General features: G+C 41.3%; 21 protein-coding genes. 9 read left to right on the top strand and 12 right to left on the bottom strand.

Annotated features, from left to right (window positions below; genetic code table 11):
• Positions 1-51 precede the first annotated feature (51 nt).
• The 3 genes from EYM_RS07270 (at position 52) to EYM_RS07255 (ending at position 6,493) form a co-directional block, all read left to right on the top strand.
• Positions 52-2,256 (top strand): CDC48 family AAA ATPase, encoded by a 2,205-nt coding sequence (locus EYM_RS07270; protein ID WP_075050456.1) that lies wholly within the window; start codon positions 52-54, stop codon positions 2,254-2,256.
• 320 nt (positions 2,257-2,576) lie between these two features.
• Entirely contained in the window at positions 2,577-3,632 is a 1,056-nt protein-coding gene (gene fen, locus EYM_RS07260; RefSeq protein ID WP_075050454.1) for a flap endonuclease-1, read from the top strand.
• A 44-nt stretch (positions 3,633-3,676) separates the two neighbouring features.
• Entirely contained in the window at positions 3,677-6,493 is a 2,817-nt protein-coding gene (locus tag EYM_RS07255) for a DNA-directed DNA polymerase I (protein ID WP_075050453.1), read from the top strand.
• Here the strand turns inward: EYM_RS07255 and EYM_RS07250 are convergent, their stop codons facing one another.
• Complete coding sequence (locus EYM_RS07250; RefSeq protein WP_075050452.1) at positions 6,494-7,261, bottom strand: creatininase family protein; 768 nt, start codon at positions 7,259-7,261, stop codon at positions 6,494-6,496. It abuts the gene before it with no gap.
• Between the two features lie 93 nt (positions 7,262-7,354).
• Positions 7,355-8,500: a hypothetical protein gene (locus EYM_RS07245; RefSeq protein WP_075050451.1), complete on the bottom strand. Its 1,146-nt coding sequence runs from the start codon at positions 8,498-8,500 to the stop codon at positions 7,355-7,357.
• Positions 8,501-8,582: 82 nt separating this feature from the next.
• Here EYM_RS07245 and EYM_RS08010 point away from each other — a divergent pair, with 82 nt between their 5' ends.
• Entirely contained in the window at positions 8,583-9,269 is a 687-nt protein-coding gene (locus EYM_RS08010; RefSeq protein WP_075050450.1) for an MqnA/MqnD/SBP family protein, read from the top strand.
• On the opposite strand, the gene speD is transcribed toward EYM_RS08010, so the two are convergent.
• From speD to EYM_RS07225, 3 genes are all read right to left on the bottom strand, one after another.
• The gene (gene speD / locus EYM_RS07235; protein WP_075050449.1) at positions 9,206-9,637 is read right to left on the bottom strand and encodes an adenosylmethionine decarboxylase; all 432 of its coding nucleotides are present in this window, start codon (positions 9,635-9,637) and stop codon (positions 9,206-9,208) included. The genes EYM_RS08010 and speD overlap by 64 nt on opposite strands.
• A gap of 73 nt (positions 9,638-9,710) precedes the next feature.
• Positions 9,711-10,298, bottom strand: a complete 588-nt coding sequence (locus tag EYM_RS07230; RefSeq protein WP_075050448.1) for an ASCH domain-containing protein — start codon at positions 10,296-10,298, stop codon at positions 9,711-9,713.
• 204 nt (positions 10,299-10,502) lie between these two features.
• Positions 10,503-11,444, bottom strand: a complete 942-nt coding sequence (locus EYM_RS07225; protein ID WP_168050256.1) for a prephenate dehydratase — start codon at positions 11,442-11,444, stop codon at positions 10,503-10,505.
• A gap of 75 nt (positions 11,445-11,519) precedes the next feature.
• On the opposite strand from EYM_RS07225, the gene EYM_RS07220 reads away from it, so the two are divergent.
• Both EYM_RS07220 and EYM_RS07215 read left to right on the top strand, forming a co-directional pair.
• Complete coding sequence (locus tag EYM_RS07220) at positions 11,520-11,768, top strand: Lrp/AsnC ligand binding domain-containing protein (protein WP_075050447.1); 249 nt, start codon at positions 11,520-11,522, stop codon at positions 11,766-11,768.
• 8 nt (positions 11,769-11,776) lie between these two features.
• Positions 11,777-13,009, top strand: coding sequence for a TiaS agmantine-binding domain-containing protein (locus EYM_RS07215; RefSeq protein WP_075050446.1), 1,233 nt, complete (start codon positions 11,777-11,779; stop codon positions 13,007-13,009).
• Here the strand turns inward: EYM_RS07215 and EYM_RS07210 are convergent.
• On the bottom strand, positions 12,993-13,529 hold the full coding sequence (locus EYM_RS07210; RefSeq protein WP_075050445.1) for a hypothetical protein: 537 nt from the start codon (positions 13,527-13,529) through the stop codon (positions 12,993-12,995). The two genes, EYM_RS07215 and EYM_RS07210, sit on opposite strands and share 17 nt — an antisense overlap.
• A 79-nt stretch (positions 13,530-13,608) precedes the next feature.
• Between EYM_RS07210 and EYM_RS07205 the strand changes: the two genes are divergently transcribed.
• On the top strand, positions 13,609-14,571 hold the full coding sequence (locus tag EYM_RS07205; RefSeq protein WP_075050444.1) for a phosphoribosylformylglycinamidine cyclo-ligase: 963 nt from the start codon (positions 13,609-13,611) through the stop codon (positions 14,569-14,571).
• A 188-nt stretch (positions 14,572-14,759) separates the two neighbouring features.
• Here the strand turns inward: EYM_RS07205 and EYM_RS07200 are convergent, their stop codons facing one another.
• The 3 genes from EYM_RS07200 to EYM_RS07190 all read right to left on the bottom strand — a co-directional run bounded on the left by EYM_RS07200 (position 14,760) and on the right by EYM_RS07190 (position 19,043).
• Positions 14,760-16,370: a hypothetical protein gene (locus tag EYM_RS07200; protein ID WP_075050443.1), complete on the bottom strand. Its 1,611-nt coding sequence runs from the start codon at positions 16,368-16,370 to the stop codon at positions 14,760-14,762.
• 22 nt (positions 16,371-16,392) lie between these two features.
• Positions 16,393-17,172 (bottom strand): DUF2268 domain-containing putative Zn-dependent protease, encoded by a 780-nt coding sequence (locus EYM_RS07195; protein WP_075050442.1) that lies wholly within the window; start codon positions 17,170-17,172, stop codon positions 16,393-16,395.
• Positions 17,173-17,255: 83 nt separating this feature from the next.
• Positions 17,256-19,043 carry an ATP-dependent DNA ligase gene (locus tag EYM_RS07190; protein WP_075050441.1) on the bottom strand — a complete coding sequence of 596 codons (1,788 nt, stop codon included), beginning with the start codon at positions 19,041-19,043 and terminating at the stop codon, positions 17,256-17,258.
• A 125-nt stretch (positions 19,044-19,168) separates the two neighbouring features.
• On the opposite strand from EYM_RS07190, the gene thrC reads away from it, so the two are divergent.
• Positions 19,169-20,440 carry a threonine synthase gene (gene thrC, locus EYM_RS07185; protein WP_075050660.1) on the top strand — a complete coding sequence of 424 codons (1,272 nt, stop codon included), beginning with the start codon at positions 19,169-19,171 and terminating at the stop codon, positions 20,438-20,440.
• On the opposite strand, the gene EYM_RS07180 is transcribed toward thrC, so the two are convergent.
• Together EYM_RS07180 and mvk are read right to left on the bottom strand one after the other, a co-directional pair.
• Positions 20,415-20,561 (bottom strand): 30S ribosomal protein S30e, encoded by a 147-nt coding sequence (locus EYM_RS07180; RefSeq protein WP_075050440.1) that lies wholly within the window; start codon positions 20,559-20,561, stop codon positions 20,415-20,417. The genes thrC and EYM_RS07180 overlap by 26 nt on opposite strands.
• Before the next feature lie 77 nt (positions 20,562-20,638).
• On the bottom strand, positions 20,639-21,601 hold the full coding sequence (mvk, locus tag EYM_RS07175) for a mevalonate kinase (protein WP_083495121.1): 963 nt from the start codon (positions 21,599-21,601) through the stop codon (positions 20,639-20,641).
• 126 nt (positions 21,602-21,727) lie between these two features.
• Here mvk and EYM_RS07170 point away from each other — a divergent pair, with 126 nt between their 5' ends.
• Positions 21,728-22,603: an Mrp/NBP35 family ATP-binding protein gene (locus EYM_RS07170; protein WP_157058803.1), complete on the top strand. Its 876-nt coding sequence runs from the start codon at positions 21,728-21,730 to the stop codon at positions 22,601-22,603.
• Here EYM_RS07170 and cmk read toward each other — a convergent pair.
• Complete coding sequence (cmk, locus tag EYM_RS07165) at positions 22,590-23,102, bottom strand: (d)CMP kinase (RefSeq protein ID WP_075050438.1); 513 nt, start codon at positions 23,100-23,102, stop codon at positions 22,590-22,592. The genes EYM_RS07170 and cmk overlap by 14 nt on opposite strands.
• Between the last annotated feature and the right edge of the window lie 15 nt (positions 23,103-23,117).

The following is a 23,117-nucleotide window of genomic DNA, read 5'->3' as shown; positions in this document are numbered from 1 at the left end:
GGCTCATACCTTTAAAACCAAATTAAACGAGGGTGAAAGGGTACCAAAAGATTGTCTTTCTCAGAGAGGGTTGCTCCAGATGGCGTCGAACTGAAGGTAGTTGAGGCCAAACACAGAGATGTCGGAAAAGGGCGCGTGAGAATAGATAAATCCGTGATGAATCTCTTAGGTATTAAGAGCGGTGACGTGGTTGAGATCGAAGGGAAGAGGGTTACGGCAGCAACAGCGTGGCCAGCTTATCCTGAAGATCAAGGACTAGACATTATTAGAATGGATGGTCTGATCCGACAAAACGCTGGAGTTAATGTAGGCGATAAGGTAATAGTTAGAAAGGCCAAAGTTAGAAACGCCATTATGGTTAAGTTAGCACCTACTGCATACCACATAACCATTGACGAAGGATTCGTCCCATACGCGAAGAAGAAGCTAATGGAATACCCCCTCGTTGAAGGCGATACAGTCTTAATACCGATACTTGGGCAGACGATACCGTTCGTTGTGGTTCATACTCGGCCAAGCGGGGTCGTAAGGATAACTCATAGCACAAACATAATAATCCTTGAACGTCACGTCGAACAAAGTAAACTACCTAAGGTAAGCTGGGAAGATATCGGTGGCTTAGGACCCGTTATTCAAAGGTTAAGAGAACTAATAGAACTGCCCCTTAGATATCCAGAGATATTCAAGAAACTTGGTATAGAACCGCCTAAGGGCGTTCTCCTGTATGGTCCCCCAGGAACGGGTAAGACATTGTTAGCGAAGGCTTTGGCTAACGAAACAGATTCGTATTTCATCGCAATCAACGGTCCAGAAATAATGAGCAAATACTACGGTGAAAGCGAGCAAAGGCTAAGGGAGATCTTCGAGGAAGCGAGGAAGAACGCTCCATCAATAATATTCATTGACGAAATAGACGCAATTGCGCCCAAGAGGGAGGAAGTGACCGGAGAAGTGGAGAAGAGAGTAGTAGCACAACTGTTAACGCTCTTGGATGGACTTGAGGCTAGAGAGGACGTTGTAGTTATTGCTGCTACTAACAGACCCAACGCAGTCGATCCTGCCCTCAGAAGACCTGGCAGACTCGAAGTTGAGATCGAGATTCCGTTGCCAGATAAGAAAGGTAGGTTAGAAATATTACAGATACATACGAGGAACATGCCTCTATCCGAGGATGTCGATCTCGATAGACTTGCTGAAATGACTCATGGATATACTGGTGCTGATCTAGCAGCGCTAGCGAGGAGTGCAGCCTTATATGCGTTAAGGAGGTACCTACCGGAAATTGACTTAGATAAAGGCGAATTGCCACCTGGACTACTAGAGAAAATAAAAGTAACTATGGAAGACTTCATGAATGCATATAAGGACATAGTTCCATCGGGTCTGAGAGAAGTATACATAGAGGTTCCCGAAGTTAGATGGGAGGACATAGGCGGTCTCGAGGAAGTGAAGCAACAGCTAAGGGAAGCAGTAGAGTGGCCATTGAAATATCCCGATTCCTTCAAGCGTCTCGGAATTGAACCTCCCAAGGGCATACTGCTCTTCGGTCCCCCAGGAACCGGCAAGACCATGTTGGCCAAGGCAGCAGCAACTGAGAGCCAAGCCAACTTCATCGCAGTTAGAGGTCCAGAGATACTGAGCAAATGGGTAGGCGAGAGCGAGAAGGCGATAAGGGAGATATTCAGGAAAGCGAGGCAAGCTGCGCCAACGATAATCTTCTTCGATGAGATAGATAGCATCGCTCCAATGAGGGGACTGGGAAGCGATACCAACGTGACGGAAAGGATTGTGAGTCAGCTACTAACCGAGATGGACGGCATTGAGAGGATGGGTAATATAATGGTAATAGCATCAACGAATAGACCAGACATCATCGATCCGGCGCTGTTGCGACCGGGACGCTTCGATAAGCTCATATACGTACCACCACCAGATAAGAAGGTTCGATTCAAGATATTGCTCATTCATACTAGGAACATGCCTTTAGATCTCGATGTAGATCTGGAAGCTATAGCAGAGAGAACTGAAGGTTACAGCGGAGCGGACCTAGAAGCACTATGTAGAGAAGCCGCTATGGAAGCCTTAAGAGAAGACCTCAATGCTAACAAGGTCAGTATGAGGCACTTTGAGAGAGCTCTTTCAAAGGTTCGACCCAGTATAACTCCAGAGATGGTTAAATTCTACGAGAATTGGTTAGAGAAAGCGAAACAGAGAATAGATGTCTTAAAGAGAACTGGACCTTCGATATACACGTGAGGTGAAGGACAATGGGCACCGACAAAACGAGAACTTGGAGAAGCCGACCCCTAGCCTTTATGATATATAATCTCATCACTGCTAAAGGCTCAGTGAAACTCAGTGAGCTTCAAGAATCTCTTAGTTACGTTCCTCCATTCAAGGATGCCGGTATTTCGAAAACAGAGCTACTTAAAGCTCTAATGTACCTCGAACTTAATGGTTTAGTTCATGTAAGAAGGGATAGGTCCGATTACATTATAACTCTTCTCGAAAAAGCTCCCTCCCAAAGTTAAAACTGAATGGGGAATACTTCCTAATATTTAATGGGGTATAATTTCATGGGTATAGCTCAACTGCGTGAAATAATACCTCAGAAATGCGTAACGAACTACACTCTTAAGGCCCTAGAGGGGAGGAAAATCGCATTAGATGGTTTCAATTCACTTTATCAATTTCTGACTGCTATTCGTGGACCGGATGGTAAACCATTAATGGATTCGAGAGGCAACGTGACTAGTCATTTAGCAGGTCTCTTCTACAGAACGGTTAATCTGTTAGAAAACGGTATAAGAGTCGCTTACGTATTTGATGGAAAACCTCCGGACTTTAAGAAGAAAGAGATAGAAAGACGATTAAGCATAAAGGAAAAAGCCGAGAAAATGTATAAGGAAGCCATATCTAAGGGTATAATTGAAGAAGCCAAAAAGTACGCGCAGATGAGTACGCGTTTAACGCCTGCAATGGTCGCAGATGCCAAGAAGTTACTTGAACTTATGGGGGTTCCATGGGTCCAAGCCCCTAGTGAAGGCGAAGCACAAGCAGCTTACATGGCTCAAAAGGGATCGGTATGGGCAAGTGGAAGCCAAGATTACGATTCCCTACTTTTCGGAAGCCCTAGGTTGATTAGAAACTTAGTTGTAAGCGGTAAGAGAAAGCTACCTGGAAAGAACGTCTATGTGAACGTAGAGCCAGAGGAAATAAAGCTAGATTGCATACTTAAAGACCTCGACATCTCTCGCGAGCAATTAATAGATATAGCCTTACTGGTAGGCACCGATTACACTGAAGGCATAAAAGGAATTGGTCCAAAAACAGCTCTTCGATTAGTTAAAACGTACAAGGATCTAGAAAAGATATTAAGATCCTATAACGTTGAGGACGTAGAATACTACTTGAAGGTTAAAGAGTTCTTCTTAAACCCCCCAGTAACCGACGACTACGTCCTAGAATGGCGCGAGCCCGATATTGAAGGTCTAATCGAATTTCTGGTTCGAGAACATGACTTCAATGAGGAGAGGGTTAGGAGAGCGGCAGAACGCCTAAAGAAAGCATGGCGTGAGAAAATAAGGAGTAGACAGCTAGGATTAGACGCGTTTTTCTCCAAGAAATCTTGATATATTATCCCGTCGAAAGACTAGGAAATTTATGGGAACATTTTGTGAAGAAGAGGAAACACAGGGGACCCACACTCTTCGATTTCATCAAGTCCAACAATCAAGAGAACTGCCGTGATAAAAACTCTAAAAAAGGATTATCAAAAGGAAGTGACGTTAAGAAAGATAGCGATGGTAATGGAGATAAGTTTTCCATAGGACACAATGAAGTTAGTGGATTATTGATCGGATTAAAGAGGAACGTTGAAACGAAACATCAAGAGAAGGCACGTCTAAATAAGAACGTCACACTAACAATGCTCCTAAATAATAATGACGAATCGAGTGGAAGAAATTACTCTATATTGACGAGAGAGATGCCGGACGTTATTCCAGGTGAGAGTTACTATTTGTTGCAAGTCACTTATGATGGTAACTTAGGCAAAGCCGTCTTGTTAATGTACGATGAGAAACGGCATGAGATAAGGAAATGGGTAGATACTTATGGCCATAAACCGTATTTCTTGACTGACTTGGAACCTCAAGAAGTTAGGAGACTAGGTATCACGAAAAATTCCAGCTTCGCTGGGATGGATGTAATAGAAAGGTATGACTTACTGAATAAAAAGATCCTCAGACTAACCAAAATTTACACTACCGATCCATTAGCTGTAAGAGAGTTAAGAGATAAGGTGCCGAGAGCATGGGAAGCTAAAATAAAATATCACGATAACTATACATACGATTTAGGCCTCATTCCACTGTTACCATATATGGTTACTAAGAACGGAATTTTACCCGTTCCACACAAAGTAAGTCCGGAGGAAATAGAGAAGATAAACGAAGCGTTCAAAGGCGAGAGCGATGAGTTCAAGAAACTCGCTATAGCTTGGATACCTATCTTCGAAGTACCTCCCCCTAATGTAAGGGTTTTAGCAATAGACATAGAGGTCTTTACACCGTCCTTGGGTAGGGTTCCAGACGCAACCAAAGCTCCCTATCCGATTACCTCAGTCGCATTAGCATCCAATGACGGAATGAAGAAAGTGTTAGTTCTTATTCGTAACAACATGAAGCTTACCGAAGAACAAATAAGGAAGTTATCTGAACAAGATATTGAAATAGAATTCTTCGATTCGGAAAGAGCATTAGTAATCGAACTTCTTAGGGTAATTAGGAAGTATCCAATTCTTCTAACTTATAACGGTGATAACTTCGACCTTCAATACATATACAATAGAGCCCTGCTTCTAGGAATACCCGAAAACATGATACCTATAAAGAAAACATCTGACTACTTTACCATTAACCATGGAATACATATCGACTTGTACAAGTTCTACGACATAAACGCAATAAAGACGTACGCGTTTGGAAACAAGTATAAAGAGGTCAACCTAGATGCCGTCGCCTCCGCTTTGTTAGGCGAACATAAGGTAAGCATCACTAAGCCTATTAGCGAACTAGAATACGACGAATTAGTTATTTATAACTTTAGAGACGCTAAACTTACGTTACAGCTTTTCAGCTTCAATTCCTATCTACCTTGGAAGTTAATAGTACTAATTTCCCGAATATCTAAACTGGGCGTCGAAGAAGTTACCCGAAAGCAAATTTCTGCATGGATAAAGAACTTGTTCTTCTGGGAACATAGGAGAAGGAGGTATTTGATACCTAATAGAGAAGACATTATAAAGCTGAAAGGAGAGGTACGTAGCTCAGCAACAATAAAAGGAAAAAGATATCAAGGAGCATTCGTATTCGAACCTGTAGTTGGCGTTTTCTTCAATGTCTTAGTATTAGACTTCGCTTCGCTGTATCCGACCATAATAAAGAAGTATAACATAAGCTACGAAACGGTTAACGAAGAAGGATGTACTAAGTATGTTGAAGCACCAGAGGTCGGTCACAAAATATGTCAAGAAAGAGAAGGCATTACCGCTCTAATAGTTGGATTATTAAGAGATTATAGGGTTAAGATCTATAAGAGAAAAGCTAAAGATAAAAGCCTCTCAGATCAAATGAGAGAATGGTATAATACCGTACAAGCAGCAATGAAGGTATACATAAATGCATCCTATGGAGTCCTGGGTGCAGAAAGCTTCGAGTTATATTGTCCTCCAGCTGCGGAAAGCATCACTGCATTCGGAAGGTATGCTATCAGGAGTACTATGAGATATACCATGGAGAAAGGAATTCCAATACTATACGGAGATACCGACTCGATGTTCTTGTGGTCACCTTCTGAGGAGATCTTGAAGGACATCATAAATTGGGTACAGAAGGAGTTCGGTTTAGAAATAGAGGTAGATAAAGTTTACAGATTCGTTGCGTTTACTGGATTGAAGAAGAACTATATAGGCGTGTACCCGGATGGAAGTATTGACGTCAAAGGTCTCTTAGGTAAGAAGAGGCACACGCCACAGTTTCTCAAAGAGGCCTTTAGTAATGTTATAGAAATGATTAAACGAATCGAAACGCCGGAAGACCTTGTAGAAACCAGGGAAAGGATAAAGGACTTGGTTCAACAGTTGTACGTGAACTTAAGGAAACAATATTACAACTTGGACGAAGTGGCGTTTCATATGCAATTAACCAAAGGATTAAACGAATATAATAAGAACGTTCCTCAACACGTCAAAGCAGCTAGAATGTTGCTGAAGTTTGGTGTCAACGTTGCTCCAGGAGATGTAATATCTTTCGTGAAAGTCAAGGGCGCAGAAGGAGTGAAACCGGTGCAGTTAGCGAAACTTACGGAACTGGATTTAGAAAAATACTACGAAGCAATAGACTCGACCCTAAGTCAGATACTAAAAGCGTTTAGCATCGACAATAGTCAATTGAGTGGAACCAGTAAATTAGCTGCGTTTTTGGTAAAGTAATTACTCATACTCTAACTCTACCTTTTCTTTAGTGAGTTCTCTTTTAATTAAATCAACGAGCTTATCGATGACGCTCTCTATAATGACCTTTCCCGCTTCTTCGTTAGCCTTCTTCGGATCACCTAAATATCCCTTAGAGAAAGCTTTTCGAGTATCCTCCAATGATCTTAAAATTGACCTCCTAGGTGGTCGTACTGGTTCAACTCTGTTAAGAGCTTCTTTATCAACGCAACTAGGGCATATGTAAAGCATTATGCTAGTCTCAATTTCACACGCGTGAAGGGGCTTTGAGCCCGGAAGCGCGCGATCCAGCGTCTCTTCATCTAATACGTCCCACCATGAGATATATCCTATCTTGATTCCAGGGCCCAGACGAAGTAACGCCTCCTTTACTGCCAGCTCAATGGGTTCCTTATTGCCGCCATGACCATTTATTATCAATATTCTCGTGAAACGCGGATTAGCCAAGCTCACCAAGATGTCTTCAATGAAGGACTTCAATACTGAGGGTTCGATGGTGATAGTACCATCGAGGTGAAGTAAGCTCCAAGTGTAGCCATACCATATTGGTGGTAATACGAATACTTTGTAACCTTCATTCCTTAGTTTTAATGCAACTCTCTGGGATACGTATTCAGCTATTATTGTGTCCGTGCCAAGAGGTAAATGATCGCCATGGCGTTCGATGGATCCTATTGGCAGTATTAGTAAGTCCGAGTTAGGAAGGTTGTTTACATTCGAATGAGCGAAGCTAAGCTCCCTATCCAAGCTTTAGCCCCTCTACACGATAATCGTTTTATAAAAATAAATTATGAAGCGTGAATATTCGTTTTTCATACAATAGTAATTTCAAATGCTCTTTCACTTAGTAATACATGGGTTAGAAGGAGCGTTTAGTGTGACTATCTTGTCGTGACACTGAACTTCTATTACCACATTACTATGTTCCTTCGATATATTATAGAGCTCTTTCCAAACTTCGTTATTGTCTATTAGTTTCAAATTTTCAAACCTTATAGTTGTTGAACTTCTCTTATCCTTGTATTCAAAGTTCGTGTATACCTTAACTTCTTTAACATCACTTATGATGTATTTAGTTAGCGTGCTTATGTTTAGAGCCTCCATTACTAGGGACACTCTGTTATTTAACTCGTCAGCAAGCGTTGTATTGTAATACTTTCCGTAAACTTTTGCAGAACTTTCCATAATCACGTAATATTTAACTGAGCTGTTCGGTTCTCTGGACATCTTTAATTGCGCTTTGAGGTCGGCAGTACCAGTCAGTGTTCTCCTTGCTTTATCGTCCGGTAGAGTTACTTTGCTTATAATATCACCTATGTTTAACTCATTTAAGACACTCTCTAGCTTAGATTTTGACGTATGTAGTTCTATGTTCAGTTTCACTATTGAAGATGGTGGAACCTTATTACTAACTACTTCGTACTCGAACTTGATAACATCGATGCCATGGTCGGATAAGTATTTCTTAATCTTTGGTACTTGTACCTTGAGAATATTTTTCGTGATTTGAGGAGGTGAGGTTAACGCTATAAATCCATCGATATGTGCGTACGCGTTCTTGTTAGTCTTATCTACATGGACGTTTACTTTTATATCACTATCTCTTATAAATATAAGTGAAGCAACAACGCTGCCTTTGACTCGTATTGCACCATCAATTTCTGTCCTATTTGACTTAAAGGATATGTCTACGTGAAGCTTACCCCTTTTTATTAATAGGGAAGTTGATTCGATATGAGAAGACGCAGTTATGTTCTCCCTAATACAACACGATGCATCTTTTAGTTCGCTTTCTAAGGAGCCTTTTGAATATATAATATTTTCTATACCTTGAACATTTTCTATTTTTGAAGAAATATCAATTCCATTAATTACGATTACATGATCACCTACACTTGCGTGAATTGTTATTGCTGGTTTGTTGACAGCGAATGCGGTAGCCACTAAAATCGATAAGAATAGAGCAATCTTTCTATTAATTAGCATAATAGCAGTCCCGAAAGAGAACCCCTTGACATGCTTAATAAAAATAAAGTAAACGCCAGATCATCTTCGTTGGAAAGTACTAATGACGGTGTCAATATCTCTAATTAAGTATAAATACTCTTCTAAGTTAGTCGAACAATGGAGAAACTTAGGCGTTAAGGTAATCTTGGATGAACCTCTGATTTCGCTATACAGATATCTTACAAAGAAGGTTGATATAGCCATGGTCACTTCTATGGTTCTCTATTTACCACAATCAATTCTGTTACCTCAAATGCCAGTAGTAATGTCTAATGGCCCTGTAAGAAACGTCCTATTAATTCCGTGTAAAAAAGAACGTACTGTTAAAGATACAGTAAGATTGTGGAGTACACCGCAATCACGAAGCGGACTTACGTTAGCTCTTTGGTACCTTTCTTACATAGGATTCAAGAAAATAAAGTTGTTGAGTAATAAAGAAGACGCGGATTTATGTCTATATATCGGTGATTACGCACGAGAATTAAGCTATCTCGTTGAGGGTAGCATTGATTTAGGTAGAGAGTGGTTCCAATTAACCAAATCGCCTTTCATTTATGCTATTACCGTAGGATGGAAGTTACTAAGGCTTCCCTTCAGAGGGTACATGTGGAAAGAGATAATAGTTACTTCACTAAATGACCGAATTTACGAGATTCTAGAAAATCAGCTCGAGATCCTTCGCAATTACTGGTACAAAATCTCCTTATTACCTGACGGTATTCTAGGTCTACTACTACGATCTGCGTAGTGGACGGTATAGTCCTCAGGTTTTAACTCTTCAACAATGAAATTGAAAGCGCGCCAAGGATCACCTTTCTCGCCGCATGTATATACATCAACTGTAGCGTATTCGTAGTCCGGCCACGTGTGTATAGTTATATGGCTTTCCAATACTAACGCCATTACTGAAACTCCGCCGTGATAACCCTCGAACTTCCATGACTTCACTTCTACCAACTTCATGTTAGCTACCTCGGCTGCCCTCTTTACTAAGTCTCTCAGAAATTCTTCGTTCCACAGTAAGTTTGGGTCGATGCCATACAGATTTCCGTATACATGTCTCCCAATTATGCGATCTTGCGGTGTTTCCTTTGTTCTTAGTGCTTCATTCACCATTTCACTTACCGACACGGTGCGGGTTGAAAGGGAAGATTAAGTTTTCGCTCGAGTAATTTTTCGAACGATCAAGCTATCTCTTGGGGCCTATTAAACCTTTTTCTATGAGCTCATTTAGTGCCTTCTTTAATTTCTTTCTTATTATCCAGCGCTTGGATATGGAACCGAAAAGTCGAATTGCTGTTTCTCTCAAGCTCTCAGTTTCGGTGAGCGTTTTAAATATTCTTTTGTCCTCATCAGAGAGATCTGTTAAATACCTTAAAGCTAATCTAGCTATTTCCGAAGGCTTTAAGCCCATATACGGATCTCTTATGTCGAGTTCAGTTAACTTCTTGATTAGTTGGAACTTCAATATTGTTACGTAGTCCTCCTCATTTAAATGAGGGTAAACTCTCCGCAAGCTCCTCATTAGCTCTTCCATACTATTAAACCCATCAGCTCTCGCGTCTTCTTCTGTGAGGTCTTTAACTCTCTTATACTCAACATCAGTTATTCTTACAATAGCGAAAGGTCTCCCACCACCGTGGAGTATTAGTTCGTTGAACTTCGGCTTCCATATACCTAACCTAATAGTTGCCCTCTTTCTTCCAGATAAAATTTCGTCAACGAACTCGCCTTTCACCATGAGGTGACGGCCAATGTATTTTAGCTTCCCACCCATCCCTACCTTCCCGGCTATGACTGGAAATGAAACAATAGAATTCATCGTTTGCGTTTTAACCTGAAAAGGTGAAGAGGGGCCAAAGCGAGGAGCCTCTGAGTCCCCAACTATCTCTAGGAATGGTTATATAGTAAAGAGGGAGCGGGGGATGATAGGCAACACCTAGGCCAAATAGATGAGGACATTCCCTGCGGTATGACCCCCTTATCGGGTGATTTCGAGAAGGTCGTAACTTCCTAAGAGTTTTATGAATACAGAGCTTTTCCTGGCTTCTTCGATTACGCTCTTCAAATCTTTTATACTTCCTTCTAACTCTATATAGAATACGTAATGCCAAGGAATGTCTTTCATCGGTCTCGAATATATCATGGTTAAGTTTACACCCGATTCTGCGAAAGGTTTTAAGAATTCGTACAATCCACCCGGTTGATGCTTCACTGAGGCTAATAGAACGGTATAATCACCTTCCTCCCTATAGTATTTACTCAAAACAAAGAATTTTGTGCTATTGTTAGGGTTATCTTCAACAGAGTCTTGAAGAATCTTGAGATTATATATTGATGCAGCGAGGGGGCTGCATAGAGCGGCAGCGCCTTTCTCGCTCTTAGCTAACAGTGCGGCCTCAGATGTACTCCTCGTAGGTATTGTTGGTACCTTTAACTTATCTAATATTTTCCTGGCTTGTCCGAAGATCATCGGATGACCATATATCTTTTGAATAGTGTTTAGGTCCGTCTCTTCATTCGAGGCTAACACTATCTTTATCGGTATCTCAAGCGCACTTTTTATGTATAAGTTATGAAAGAATAAGTTGTCTATGGTCTCATTAACCGGGCCTTCTAGTCTATTAGCTATTGGTACTATTCCATACTTTGCCTCGTTCTTCGATACTTTTTCGAAAACTTCAGAAATGGTTTTACTAGGCAGTAGCTGTGCTCCAGGAAAGGCAGTAACTGCAGCTTCATGCGTATAACTCCCCTCGGGACCTAAGTACGCCACCTTGGTAGGGACTCCAAAGGTCCTCTTCAACCATGAGAGTATCGGTGTCAAGTCTTCTGGATACGAACCTTTTATCTCAACATCTTCAGGGGGCTCTCTTAATAAGCTTAGAAGCAACTCTAGTAAATTTTCAACTCTCTTATCCATCTTTAGCTCAAGAGAGTGGTGGAGGTTATCCTTTAAAAGTAAACGGTGAACGAAATAGTAGGGTGGCATCTCGACGTGGCTATAGCTATAGTATTAATAAACACCGATATAGGAAAGGAAGTAGATGTATTCGAAAGACTGAAGCAAATACCCGAAGTAAAGGAAGTATATATAACTTACGGTACGTTTGACATAGTTGCCAAACTGGAAGCTCCAACGTTGGCGAAGCTAAACGAAGCGATTACTAGGAACATTAGGAACATGCCCGGTGTCAGATCAACATTGACATTAATAGGTGTTGAAGGTAAGCACTTCCAAAGGTAAAGTAGATAATGACCATTGTCGCAATAGATGGTTTCGATATGCCTAGAGCCGGCTGCACTACGCACGTAGCTTCCTTATTAATTCTATACCTCGAATCCCGAGGATTCCATCTACTCGATTACCCGTACTTAGTTAGATTAAATCCATCAGTTCCTTGGAAGACCAGAGGCAACGCAGCCATATCGTTTGAAATTTCTGGAGACCCTTCTCTGATATATGAAGAAACCGTTTCCTTCCTTAAAGATTATATTAGAGAATATAACAAGAAGGGCGCTATCCTGGTCTCAAGCAAAAGACCTTCTAGTAAGATCTACCGAATGGCTATCGAGACCGTAGTTCATCCCGATGTTATTAAAGAGGAACTTAACGACGACATGTTATTCTATGGAAACGAAGGTTCCTTAATAGGCGCGGCAGCTGCTGCTGCAACTGTAAGAGACTTACCGAATTTCGAATTAATAGCCTATAGAAAGAGTTCGCGAAAGCCGAGGAAGTGTAGCTTCGCTCCTTTCTATGATCATCTCGTTCTAGCATTTTATCCATACGTCCATGAAAGCTCTAGCTCAGTTATATGTCCCAGAGGAGATGATCCGGTTCTTTATGGTCTAAGAGGCAGGAACCTCCCACTCTTAATCTCTTTAGCTCGAATAATAGACGCTGAGGACGTCCATTTCTATACGGCTTTTAGAACAAATCAACATTCATTCAAACCTTCTGTTGCTAAGGACGTCTATCCTTATGATTTCAAGACTTTAGATATTGAAATAGATAGCTCCGAAATAATTGAAGTAGGAAGGGACTTTATTGTAAAACTTAATGGAAAGAACGTAATGATATATGAAGAAAGCGGGCTTAGGAAGTTCCTTCTATATTTATCAAAATCTCGAGCAAAAATCAAAGGCAGACTTTCTATAATATATAAACCACATAGCATCTCATTAGCTGCATTAGAAATAGAGAAGGCTGTCGCGATAAATTACAAGTCACCTCGTTGTCCTAAATGCGGAGGGGCTATGGTTAGTAAAGGTTCAAGAAGTTTACTTAGGAAGTGTAAGAAATGTGGATATGAAGCTATGGAACCACGAAAATTGCAAGTGGAAATGGATTTGGATCATCAATTAATAGTGCCTATTGAGGGAAGAAAACTCCATTTGATTGGAGAGTATAGTGGCGTACCTGAGGAGGACTTCAAGGGGATATGTAAAAGGCTTGAGGTTGGATGCGCTATATCCTTTTACTAAAGAGATCACCCGCGGATTCGTTCATCATCATATCAGTTTCGCCGACCATGCTCATCTCGTTAAACCCATTTACTTCTTCACTGGAATCGTTGACGTTGGTAATTATAAGGAAATATGAATTGAGGGCGAATAATTGTTCATTTGAACCTCCTTCAGTTGCCTCGTTTAGTTTACCTTTGAAGACACGCCTCGTTATTTCCGTAACCAATTTCTTTACTAGCTCATCCAGCGCGAGAGTAGTATCGATATAAATTACGTTGTTATTGTTAACTATAACTCTAGGATACCTAGAGTAGGAGAACGAAGTATTCTCTAGACCATGTATATCGTTAAAGAAGGTGTAGTGTGGGGAGACGACGTCTACCACCTCATAGGAGGTTTGTATACCGTATAGTACCATCAACTCGTTTCTAGTGAATTCTATAGCAGTAACGACTTTATCGAATTCGAAGTCCTTGGGACCGTAGTACACTATCTTTAAATTCACTTGTCTAGGTCTCTGCTCAGATAGCTGTATCAAGAGACAGTGCCCCGAAAGTATCTATGTAGTATTACTTAATGTCTGGCGCGGCTGTGTGTGTTTACGGAGGTCTGATTGAATGTCCAAATGGACATACTCTAAAGCGGGCGTAGATATAGATAAACAAAGAAAGATGGAGGAGAATATACTTAAACTAGTTGGTTCCAAGACCAAAGGCATAGGTTCATATACCTCGGTCTTCGAAATCAATGGTAAAGAAGTAACCCTTCACGTTGATGGCGTTGGAACCAAAACTATCTTACTATCAATGGTTGGTAGGGAGGACATTGCTGGGTGGGATTGCGTATTTGTGAACGCTAATGACGTAGCATGTGAAGGATTCAAAGTTCTCGCTGTAGTCGACTATCTTGCAGTAGAAAAATCCGATGAGGAATTGGCTAGGAGGATAGGTCAAGGACTAGATAAAGCATTGAGGGAAGTAGGAGCCTATCTAGCAGGCGGAGAAACTGCGATAATGCCAGACGTGGTAAGAGGATTCGACATATCGTGCACAGTATTGGGTATTAGAGAAGCTAAGCCTTCGGTACCTGAACCGGGAGACTATGTGGTAGGATTGGCTTCGAGTGGACCGCATGCCAACGGGTACACGCTCATAAGGAGGCTTATACGAGAGGGATTGCTAAAATTAGAGGACTTAATGCCAGAAGTAATTGCACCAGTTACCAACTACCATAACATCGTATTAGAGGGTATGAAAACAGGTGTAATCAAGTGGGCAGCACACGTTACTGGCGGTGCTTTTAAGAAAGTTCACGAGAGATTACCGACAGGTTTAGGCATACAGTACGAATACTTTGAGCCCCCTGCAATATTTAAGAAAATAGTTGAGGCAGCAAGGATGGATCCAACCGAGGCTTATAGAACGTTCAATATGGGAATAGGAATGGTAATAATTACTAAACATCCAGATAAAGTCTTGGAACTCTCTAAGAAATACGCAATAGAAGCCAGACCGATAGGGAGGGTTATAGAGGGACCATCGAAAATACAGACTCCATGGGGCGAAGTAATCATAGGGTGAAATATTATATGGTAAAGGTCCATTGGAAAGGAAAAGTTATAGAAATCGAGGCCTCTAATATACGAGATTTATTAAAGTGCCTACGCAAGTGCTATCCAGAACTACAAGATTTAATAAGACCATCCGGTGATCCGTCACCGCTCCTACTCGTTTTTGTGAATTCCAGAGAATTAAGCGTACTAGAGGACTCAAAACTCAGAGGGGATGAGGAGATAGATCTCATCCCAGTCCTCCATAGAGGTTAATCTTTTCCATAGCTTTACACCGTTCTCATTTATTGTAACTAGATACGGGTCGAAACTAATGCATGCCCATGACGGCTCTGCTTTCCCTTTCAGCACTATTTCTCCATGTTCGTTAATGTATAGAACATTTCCATTATCATCTATTGCAACGAACAAACTCAGTTTACCATCGAAACACAAGGATACGTGATTCAGGCCTAACCTCAGTCTCCTTACCTCTTTCAATCTTTTGTCTTTCATGAATGAGAACAGTCTTAAACGAGGAGGTCTTTGAGACCAAATCGCCAGCATATCTTTACTTGCAGCAACTGATCTCACGCCCCTAGTCTCTCTTTTCCACAGTAGCTTTAAATTCTCATCTATAAGGAATACACCTCCATAAAGGTTGTACGCGAGCAGCAATCCTTCTTCAAGCTTCACTAGTTTGGAGATACCCTCCTCCAAGAACGTAATCTCATTCGAACCGAGCCTAGTTACAAAGGAAGTATCTTTGTACCCCCATTCTTCTATCCATGGTACATCAGATACCTCGGCTATGAATGGAATAAACGTGAATCCGTTACCTATATTAACTAGACTAGCGAAGCTTTCGGGTTTTCTAGAAGGAACAGTTAAGTATATTTTGTCATTGAGTACTTCACACGAACTAACTTTTTCATTAAATCTAACGCTTGCGAACGGTTTTCCACCCTTGAGTACGTTAACTATTCCTTTCTCATCCATTAATACCTCTGTATCGTTTTCCCGACAATAGATAACTCTTCCAGGAAAGACTTTTAGATCGTCTTTCGAGATAACAACAGTCTCAGAAGAAGTTCGTAAAACAACGTAATCTCGTTTAGGGTCTACCGAGACAACCCTCTTTCTAAGTACGTCCTTTGAGGGTCTCAGTAAGACATTTATTGGTTCTTCTATGAAGCCTCGGTAATATATGAAGCTTTTCCCACAAATTCTCTGGTGCCCGTAGACTTTTTCAATCGAAAAATCGCTGTACATTACTTCAACGTTCTCCCATGAGTATATCTCCTTACAATCGTTCTCAATGTTTAATACTACATATGGGAGCATTATATCGAGTTCATTTAATGATGTAAATGACGGAAGCTGTTTTTCGAGAATAAGGCCGCCTACTTCTAGCTTAGCCTTGTTCCCTCTGATCGGGGGAATTCCTATTACAATGTCGTTCGAACTTCCTATTTCCCCTTCAACGTACGATCCGTAGATGTACCCTCTATATTTCCCGTGTCCAATGATGTGTACTATAACTATACCGTTCTTTAGACCTAATACGTTTACATCCGGTACGTGAAAGATGAAATTCTTCGAACCAATTTTTCCTATACTTCCCTCTTTACCCTTTAGTAGAATAGAACCTCTTATACCATGGATCCTCCAGATATTTCCATTAACTCTACTCAAAGGTCCGTTTACAACTTCTCCGGCAATCTCAATTGAGTTTCTCCAAGGCATTAAGTTAATGAAGCTACAAGCTACGTAAACATAGTTGCCTTCCTTGTATAGTGCTCTACATTTCGATCTTAGTAAAGCTTCCACCTCTCTTCAATGGGTGTAATCTCTACCTACTTATCGATTTTCGCTTTTTATTTCGTATTCGATGGATTATAAATATTGAAAGCACGCTCGGTTGCGGTAAGTTGATTACCATTCCCCCGTTTCTTAATATTATTATAGAACCATATCTAGCTCCTTCACCTATATAATAAGTTCCCTTTGCCCAACCGCTTCCTTTAATATAGATTGCACCCATTGGAGCCTTCGGACATACACCAAATGGAACTTCACATGTGGATAGTGCTTTAACGAAATATCCCAAAGCTTCGTTAAACGATAAACTTGAATATTTCCAAAGTTCGGTCGTCACGATACCTTTAGATTTAAGAATGAAATAGAGTGTGGTAATTCCAAAGAAGTATGGATCGAAATTACCGTATCCAGTAGTTACCCACTCAATATATCCCTTGAATTTATACTCATTCGGATAAAGCAAGTAACAGCTTAAATCGGCTTGACCCTCTAAGAACCACTTTTGAGACCTCAGTCCACGCTCTAATTGAAGAACATGGGTTAATTCGTGTGCCAGAATGCAATCTAATATCTCTTCCATATTAATATCAATGTGCAGCTCATATACGCCGCTTTCGGGTACTCCGGAAACGAATGAGACAGTATCATTAACTAGATATACTATGGCATCCGAGTAACCCCAGAGCTCTTCTACCTCTATTGCTACCCTGGTGCACCTCTCTTGGAGAGGTTCGTAATTACTTACGCATTTAATTGAAAAAATTGTAGCCGAAAGTAATGTCAACAAGAGGAAAACTTTCAGATACCTCACTAGACCCATTACTATAGAGTAGTACTTTTCATATTTATTTCTACAGTACGGAGGGCAGCGAAAGTTAATGGTATGTGTAGTGTCTACTCAACAGTTCTCCGTAATTGTCTTTTATACATCTCTAGAAGCTCCTTACAAGTAGTTGCATCTTGAGGACCTTTATCGGGTCTCCACTTAATGAACCTGGGAAACCTTATCGCTAACCCCGTTCCCTTCTCGACCTTATCGATTGCGCACGTATGAATAGGACTTAGAGTTATTTCAGCGCCTATTATTTCCGCAACTAGTGCAGGTTGAATCCATACATCGGGTTTTATTTCCGAGACCACGCGGGGATGCTTATTAGGTATTATATACTCTTTTAATAGATCTGGCAATTCCGCTAAGTCCTCGTCGGTAAATCCACTCCCAACTTTACACACAGTCATGAATGCATCCTTATCCTCATCGTAACCCGCCATTAGTAGAGCACCAAAGGTTCCACCTCTCCTACCTCTTCCGTAAAATGCACCTACTACTACTAAGTCTACTGGCTCTATCATTTCGCTCTTGTAATCCCTCTTGTACTTTATCCAGAGCCATCCCCGAGCTCCAGCTTGGTAGATGCTCCCTTTGTGTATCGCTTTAACTACTAATCCCTCACAACCGTCTGCAATTGCTTGATGGAATAACCTTTCAAGCTCTTCAACGGTATCAACGATTTCCCCTGTAGCTAACCTGAACTCATCAGTTTGGTTCAATATTGAAATAAGCCTCTCCCTCCTTTCAAGGAGGGGTTTGTTCGTCAAGTCTTCACCATTCACTAATATTGCATCGAAAAGCCTAACGTGAACGGGATATTCCTTCATCGCTATGTGAACATCGTGTTTCCTTCTCCTATGCATTAGCTCTTGAAACGGCCTTAATTCACCCGTATTTGGATCAACTGCAACTATTTCTCCTTCTACAATTGCTTCTTCCGCTTTTAGATTTTCTTTAGCGTACTTGACAACGTCTGGATACGAATGAGTTATATTTTCTAATCTTCTAGAATATATTATTACTTTTCCTTCTTTAGTTAAGTGGATCTGAGCCCTTTCACCATCATATTTATATTCAGCAAGACCTTTTCCACCCACCTTCTTTAATATCTCTACCGGATCGTGAAGGCGTTCTGCAAGCATGGGTCTAACTGGAATGCCAGGTTGAGGTCTTATCGCCTTAAGTGCCTCGGGACCTTGAGTGAAGGCTATTTTGGCTATGTTACCTAAGTCAGCTCGGAGATTGTAGGCTCTTTCCACAATCTCCTTTGGAACACCTAAGATAGATGCTATTGCCTCAATAATCGATGCATCACCAACCCCCAATCTTAGTTTACCTTCAACGAATCTCACAATATACTTAGCTTCCTTCGGTGAAGCCCTTTTCAATAAGCCGGCTAGCTTCTTTATCTTTAAATCTCTACTCCCTTCACCTTGTAAGAATGCTATTCTCTTTAACGTTTCGTAAACTTCTTCGAAGGTTAGATCCTTGCTCTGGGTTTGAGTGAAACTTAGTAAGCCGGATGGTCTAGACGATTTCTTGGCGATAAGCCTCTCGGCAACTAATCCAAGATCACCTAGACTCTTTAGAAGCTCCTCTACTTCTCTTTCTCTAACGTTAGCAGCTAGTGCTATTGCTTTTATTATTCCTTTCTCTCCAATACCAATCTCAGGATATCCATACCAATCTGGCCATAAACGTCCTTGTACGAAGTATACTACCTTATCTATTATTTCCTTATTTTCCTCTATTACCTTCTTGAATAATGCGCTCAGCGTGGCAACTATTTGGATTCTCGATGAGGTCACTTCTATCTTTTCGAATGTCTCTACAATGTACTTAAATTTCATTTCACTTACCTGATACAGCTAGGAGAACATAACCTCATATACGTTAGATTTCACGTTTCGTATCTATTTCGTAGGAGGTGGAAATAAATCCCCATCTAGAACCCAAAGGTAGGGGTAACCTCTCAGTGGACGTTAAGCTAAGATGCCCCAAATGTCATAGAACTTTTGAACCTTCAGAGAAACTCTTCATATGTCCTTATTGTAATCAACCTCTAGAGGTAATTTACGAACCCGATGAAAAACCGTCTTTTGACGAAATCAGACGAAGGAGCAGGATATACGGAATATGGCGTTTCAAGGAATTCCTACCTATCAAGACATCGAATCCGATTACTATGGGAGAGGGATCTACGCCACTAGTTAGAGTTGAGAAATTAGAGAAACTTATAGGAGTCAGGAGGGTTTACGTGAAGTTTGAAGGAGCGAATCCAACAGGTTCCTTTAAAGATAGAGGAATGAGCTTAGCTATAACTCTCGCGCGCGAGTCGGGCTCTAAGGCGGTGGTTGCAGCATCGACTGGTAACACTGCAGCTTCAGCAGCAGCATATGCTTCCCGAGCATCGCTCTTAACCTTCCTTCTCTTGCCTCGAGGGAAAGTGGCTCTCGGGAAAATGGCTCAGAGTATTCTCCATGGAGCAATTATAGTTGAGATAGAAGGCAATTTCGATGATGCGCTAGAAACTGCGCGACGACTTGCCCAAAGGGAAGAATTCTATCCATTAAACTCGTTTAATCCTTGGCGACTTGAAGGACAGAAAACGTTGGCATATGAGGTCTTCGAAGAAATAGGTGTTCCGGATCACGTAGTAGTTCCCGTAGGTAACGCTGGAAACATCTCAGCTATATGGAAAGGATTTAAAGAGTTAAAGAACTGGGGATATAGCGACACGCTGCCTAGAATGGCAGGAATACAAGCTGAAGGTTCTTCACCCATTGCAAGTGCATTTAAGTTAGGTCTAGATGCACCATTATTTACAGAGAATCCCGAAACGCTGGCCACTGCCATACGTATTGGCAAGCCCGTAAACTGGTTCAAAGCATGGAAAGCGGTAACCGAATCTAGCGGTACTTTCGAAGTAGTTAGCGATAGCGATATAATAAGGGCACAAAGACTCCTTGCAAGAGAAGAAGGAATAGCAGCTGAACCTGCAGGGGCAGCGAGCATCGCGGGTGCAATAAAGCTTGCACAGAATGGTTACTTCAATGGAGATGAAACGGTAGTATGTGTTGTTACAGGTCATGGCTTAAAGGATCCCGATAGCGTCAAATTCCATCCGACTACTAGATTAAGGGCGATGAGTGTAGATGATGCTATTGAGAAAGTAATTAAGAGCTTAATGGAAAGAAGTAATAAAAATAGAGAGATTGAAATCAAGCGGCAGCAAGTTGCTTCTTGAGGCGTAGGAACTCTTTCCTGTTTCTTACTCTAGGGGGCAAATTCTTCCTGTTTTTAGCAGGCATCTTTGGAGTCTGGCTCCTAACCTTTCCAGCCTTAGTCAATGAACCGTGGCTACCCATAGTTCGTCACTCATTCCTCATGTTCTGCGAGACCACTTAAAAGTTAACGCAATCGAAGTCACGTTAACATTGAAACCTTAGTATTCTACGCCATTCGATAGCGAAGTAATCTTGAGAACTTTCTCGGCACCACATGACCTCATTACACTTACCAGCGAATCCAAGTCATCTCCTAAGGCTATAACGGCGCCACCGTAACCAGCTCCTGACATTTTGGCACCTAATGCTCCTGCTTGCTTAAGTGAATGAATCGCGCACGCGACCTCCTTATTGGTCAGCCCTAAAGCCTCCAAAAGACCATGGTTGATGTTCATTAATTCCCCTAATAGAGCTAGATCTTTGTTTTCCAATGCCTTTAAGGCTTCATTCGTTATTTCACCTATTGTTTCAAGCACTCTCTCGATTACTTTTATCTCTTTTAACTTCTCGTTAACCATTTTAACAAGCTCTCCAGTAGTCTTTCTTTTACGAAACACTCCTATCACTAGGGGCAGATTTTCAACTGACAACCTTCTTATGTTCCAATCGCTTCCTGCTTTAGAAATGTACAGGGCTCCACCTAACGCACTAGCGAAAGTATCCATAGGACTCGCTTTCCCTTGGACCTTCTTTTCAACTTCCCAAGCAATCTTAGCTATCTCTTTCTTCGTTAGGTTCATTTCAGCAATTTTAGATGCAACAGCTACTGTTCCAACGGTTACAGCAGCACTGGTTCCGAGGCCAGCCCCTACTGGTAATCTCGATTTTATAGAAATTTCCAATCCGTTTAAGCCTAGTGATCTAACGGCCTCAAGAACGTATGAGAAATAACGAACTAAATCGCTTTCTGTATCTCGAGCTACGTGAATTGCATTTTCCCCTATTATTATAGAAAGCTTGTTCAAGTAAACTGGACCACTTCTTAATAAGAATTTATCGGATCTAACTCCTTCAACTACTACGTATTCTGGTATTGAAAGAACTATTGCTGGATAACCGTAAACGACTGCGTGTTCACCGAATAGCGTTACCTTGGTCGGAGCACGTGCACTCACTATCATTTTCGGTCCAAACCCAGATTGGTTAATTTAAATTAATGAACATGGAGCCTTAGGGGACTTAAAGTAAGTCAAGGTTATATAGTTATTATTCATGTTGACCCCATTAAACTTCGGGTAGTAGGTAAATTGGCTACGCAAAAGAAACTTCCATTTAGACCGATCAAGGAAATAGAAGAAAGCATTAGGAAGAGGTTGAGTGGAGTTAAACACAAAGTTGCAGTTATGAGCGGAAAGGGAGGCGTAGGAAAATCTTTCGTGACTGCCAATCTAGCGTTTGCATTAGCCTTCAAGGGCTATAAGGTTGGTATACTAGACGCTGATTTCTACGGTCCAAGTATACCGAAGATGACTGGTACCGAGGGACACCGAGTTTTCGCGACGGATAGGGGAATTATACCCGTCGTGGGCCCACTAGGTGTTAAGATAGTTAGCGTTGACTTCATGCTACCGGACGATACGACCCCCGTGATATGGAGAGGTCCAATGTTATCAAACGCAATGTTAGAACTCCTAGAAAACGTCGATTGGGGAGAACTAGATTACCTATTAATAGATCTACCTCCAGGTACAGGGGACGCACCCCTAACGGTGGCTCAAATGATACCTGACATTACGGGTGCAGTCATTGTCACGATACCTTCAGAAGTCTCTCAAAAAGTAGTGATGAAGTCAATAAACTTCGCGAAGAAACTGAAGCTGCCGATTTTAGGAATAATTGAGAACATGGCAGGGTTTACGTGTCCTTGCGATGGTAAGACTTACCCAATATTTGGTTCCGGTGGGGGCAAGAAAATAGCCGAAGAAGCCGGGGTTCCATTCCTAGGATCTGTACCTCTAGATCCAAGAATCTCCGAGTGCAACGATAAAGGCGTACCGTTCTTCGTGGAATATCCAGAAACTCCAGCAGCGAAAGCGTTCCTTTCAATAGCTGAGAAGATAGTTGAAGAAATAAAAAAAATTGATCAAAGCAAGAGTCGCGAGGAAACCTCTAAAGGGAGTTGATAATAGTATTCACTATAACCTCTAACGGGGTTTTCGATGTATTAAAGGAGAGATCGAAAACAGATAGGTCTGTAACGTCTACACCATATAATACCTTAAATCTTCTCCATTGAAGTTCTTCTCTACTTATTACTTCAACTCTTGCTCTCTCTAAACTGATGTTATCTCTCTTCGCTATTCGCTTTATTCTCTCATTTAATGGCGCATTTAGATAAACCTTCAAATCAGCGTTTTCCAAAATCCATGCCGCTAAATGACTTTCAACTATTAGGTTTCCTTTCCTCGACTCATCGATTATTAATTTATCAATCTTTAGGTCAATTTCTATTTTTTCCATTGCCAGTTTGTTTAATTCTATAACGCTAACTCCCAGTTCTTCTGCTAACTTTCTAAATATTGAACCTGCCGAAAGAACTGGTAAGCTGAGCTTAGAGGACAATGATCTTGCTACTGTACTTTTGCCGCTGCCGGGAGGTCCGCTTATTACTATTACAACCAAAATTTAATCCCCGAA

This window comes from Ignicoccus islandicus DSM 13165 (genome assembly GCF_001481685.1).
Classification (GTDB): Archaea; Thermoproteota; Thermoprotei_A; order Sulfolobales; family Ignicoccaceae; genus Ignicoccus; species Ignicoccus islandicus.
This window is presented reverse-complemented; position numbering and strand designations above follow the sequence as displayed.

Bases quoted from the DNA above. Each gene is read 5' to 3' on its own strand.
- EYM_RS07190 (WP_075050441.1), bottom strand. From the start codon at position 19,043: ATGAAATTTAAGTACATTGTAGAGACATTCGAAAAGATAGAAGTGACC.
- EYM_RS07225 (WP_168050256.1), bottom strand. From the start codon at position 11,444: ATGGATAAGAGAGTTGAAAATTTACTAGAGTTGCTTCTAAGCTTATTA.
- EYM_RS08010 (WP_075050450.1), top strand. From the start codon at position 8,583: ATGACGGTGTCAATATCTCTAATTAAGTATAAATACTCTTCTAAGTTA.
- EYM_RS07205 (WP_075050444.1), top strand. From the start codon at position 13,609: ATGTCCAAATGGACATACTCTAAAGCGGGCGTAGATATAGATAAACAA.
- fen (WP_075050454.1), top strand. From the start codon at position 2,577: ATGGGTATAGCTCAACTGCGTGAAATAATACCTCAGAAATGCGTAACG.
- EYM_RS07180 (WP_075050440.1), bottom strand. From the start codon at position 20,561: ATGGGTAGCCACGGTTCATTGACTAAGGCTGGAAAGGTTAGGAGCCAG.
- EYM_RS07230 (WP_075050448.1), bottom strand. From the start codon at position 10,298: ATGGGTGGGAAGCTAAAATACATTGGCCGTCACCTCATGGTGAAAGGC.
- EYM_RS07245 (WP_075050451.1), bottom strand. From the start codon at position 8,500: ATGCTAATTAATAGAAAGATTGCTCTATTCTTATCGATTTTAGTGGCT.
- EYM_RS07215 (WP_075050446.1), top strand. From the start codon at position 11,777: ATGACCATTGTCGCAATAGATGGTTTCGATATGCCTAGAGCCGGCTGC.
- speD (WP_075050449.1), bottom strand. From the start codon at position 9,637: ATGGTGAATGAAGCACTAAGAACAAAGGAAACACCGCAAGATCGCATA.
- mvk (WP_083495121.1), bottom strand. From the start codon at position 21,601: ATGATAGTGAGTGCACGTGCTCCGACCAAGGTAACGCTATTCGGTGAA.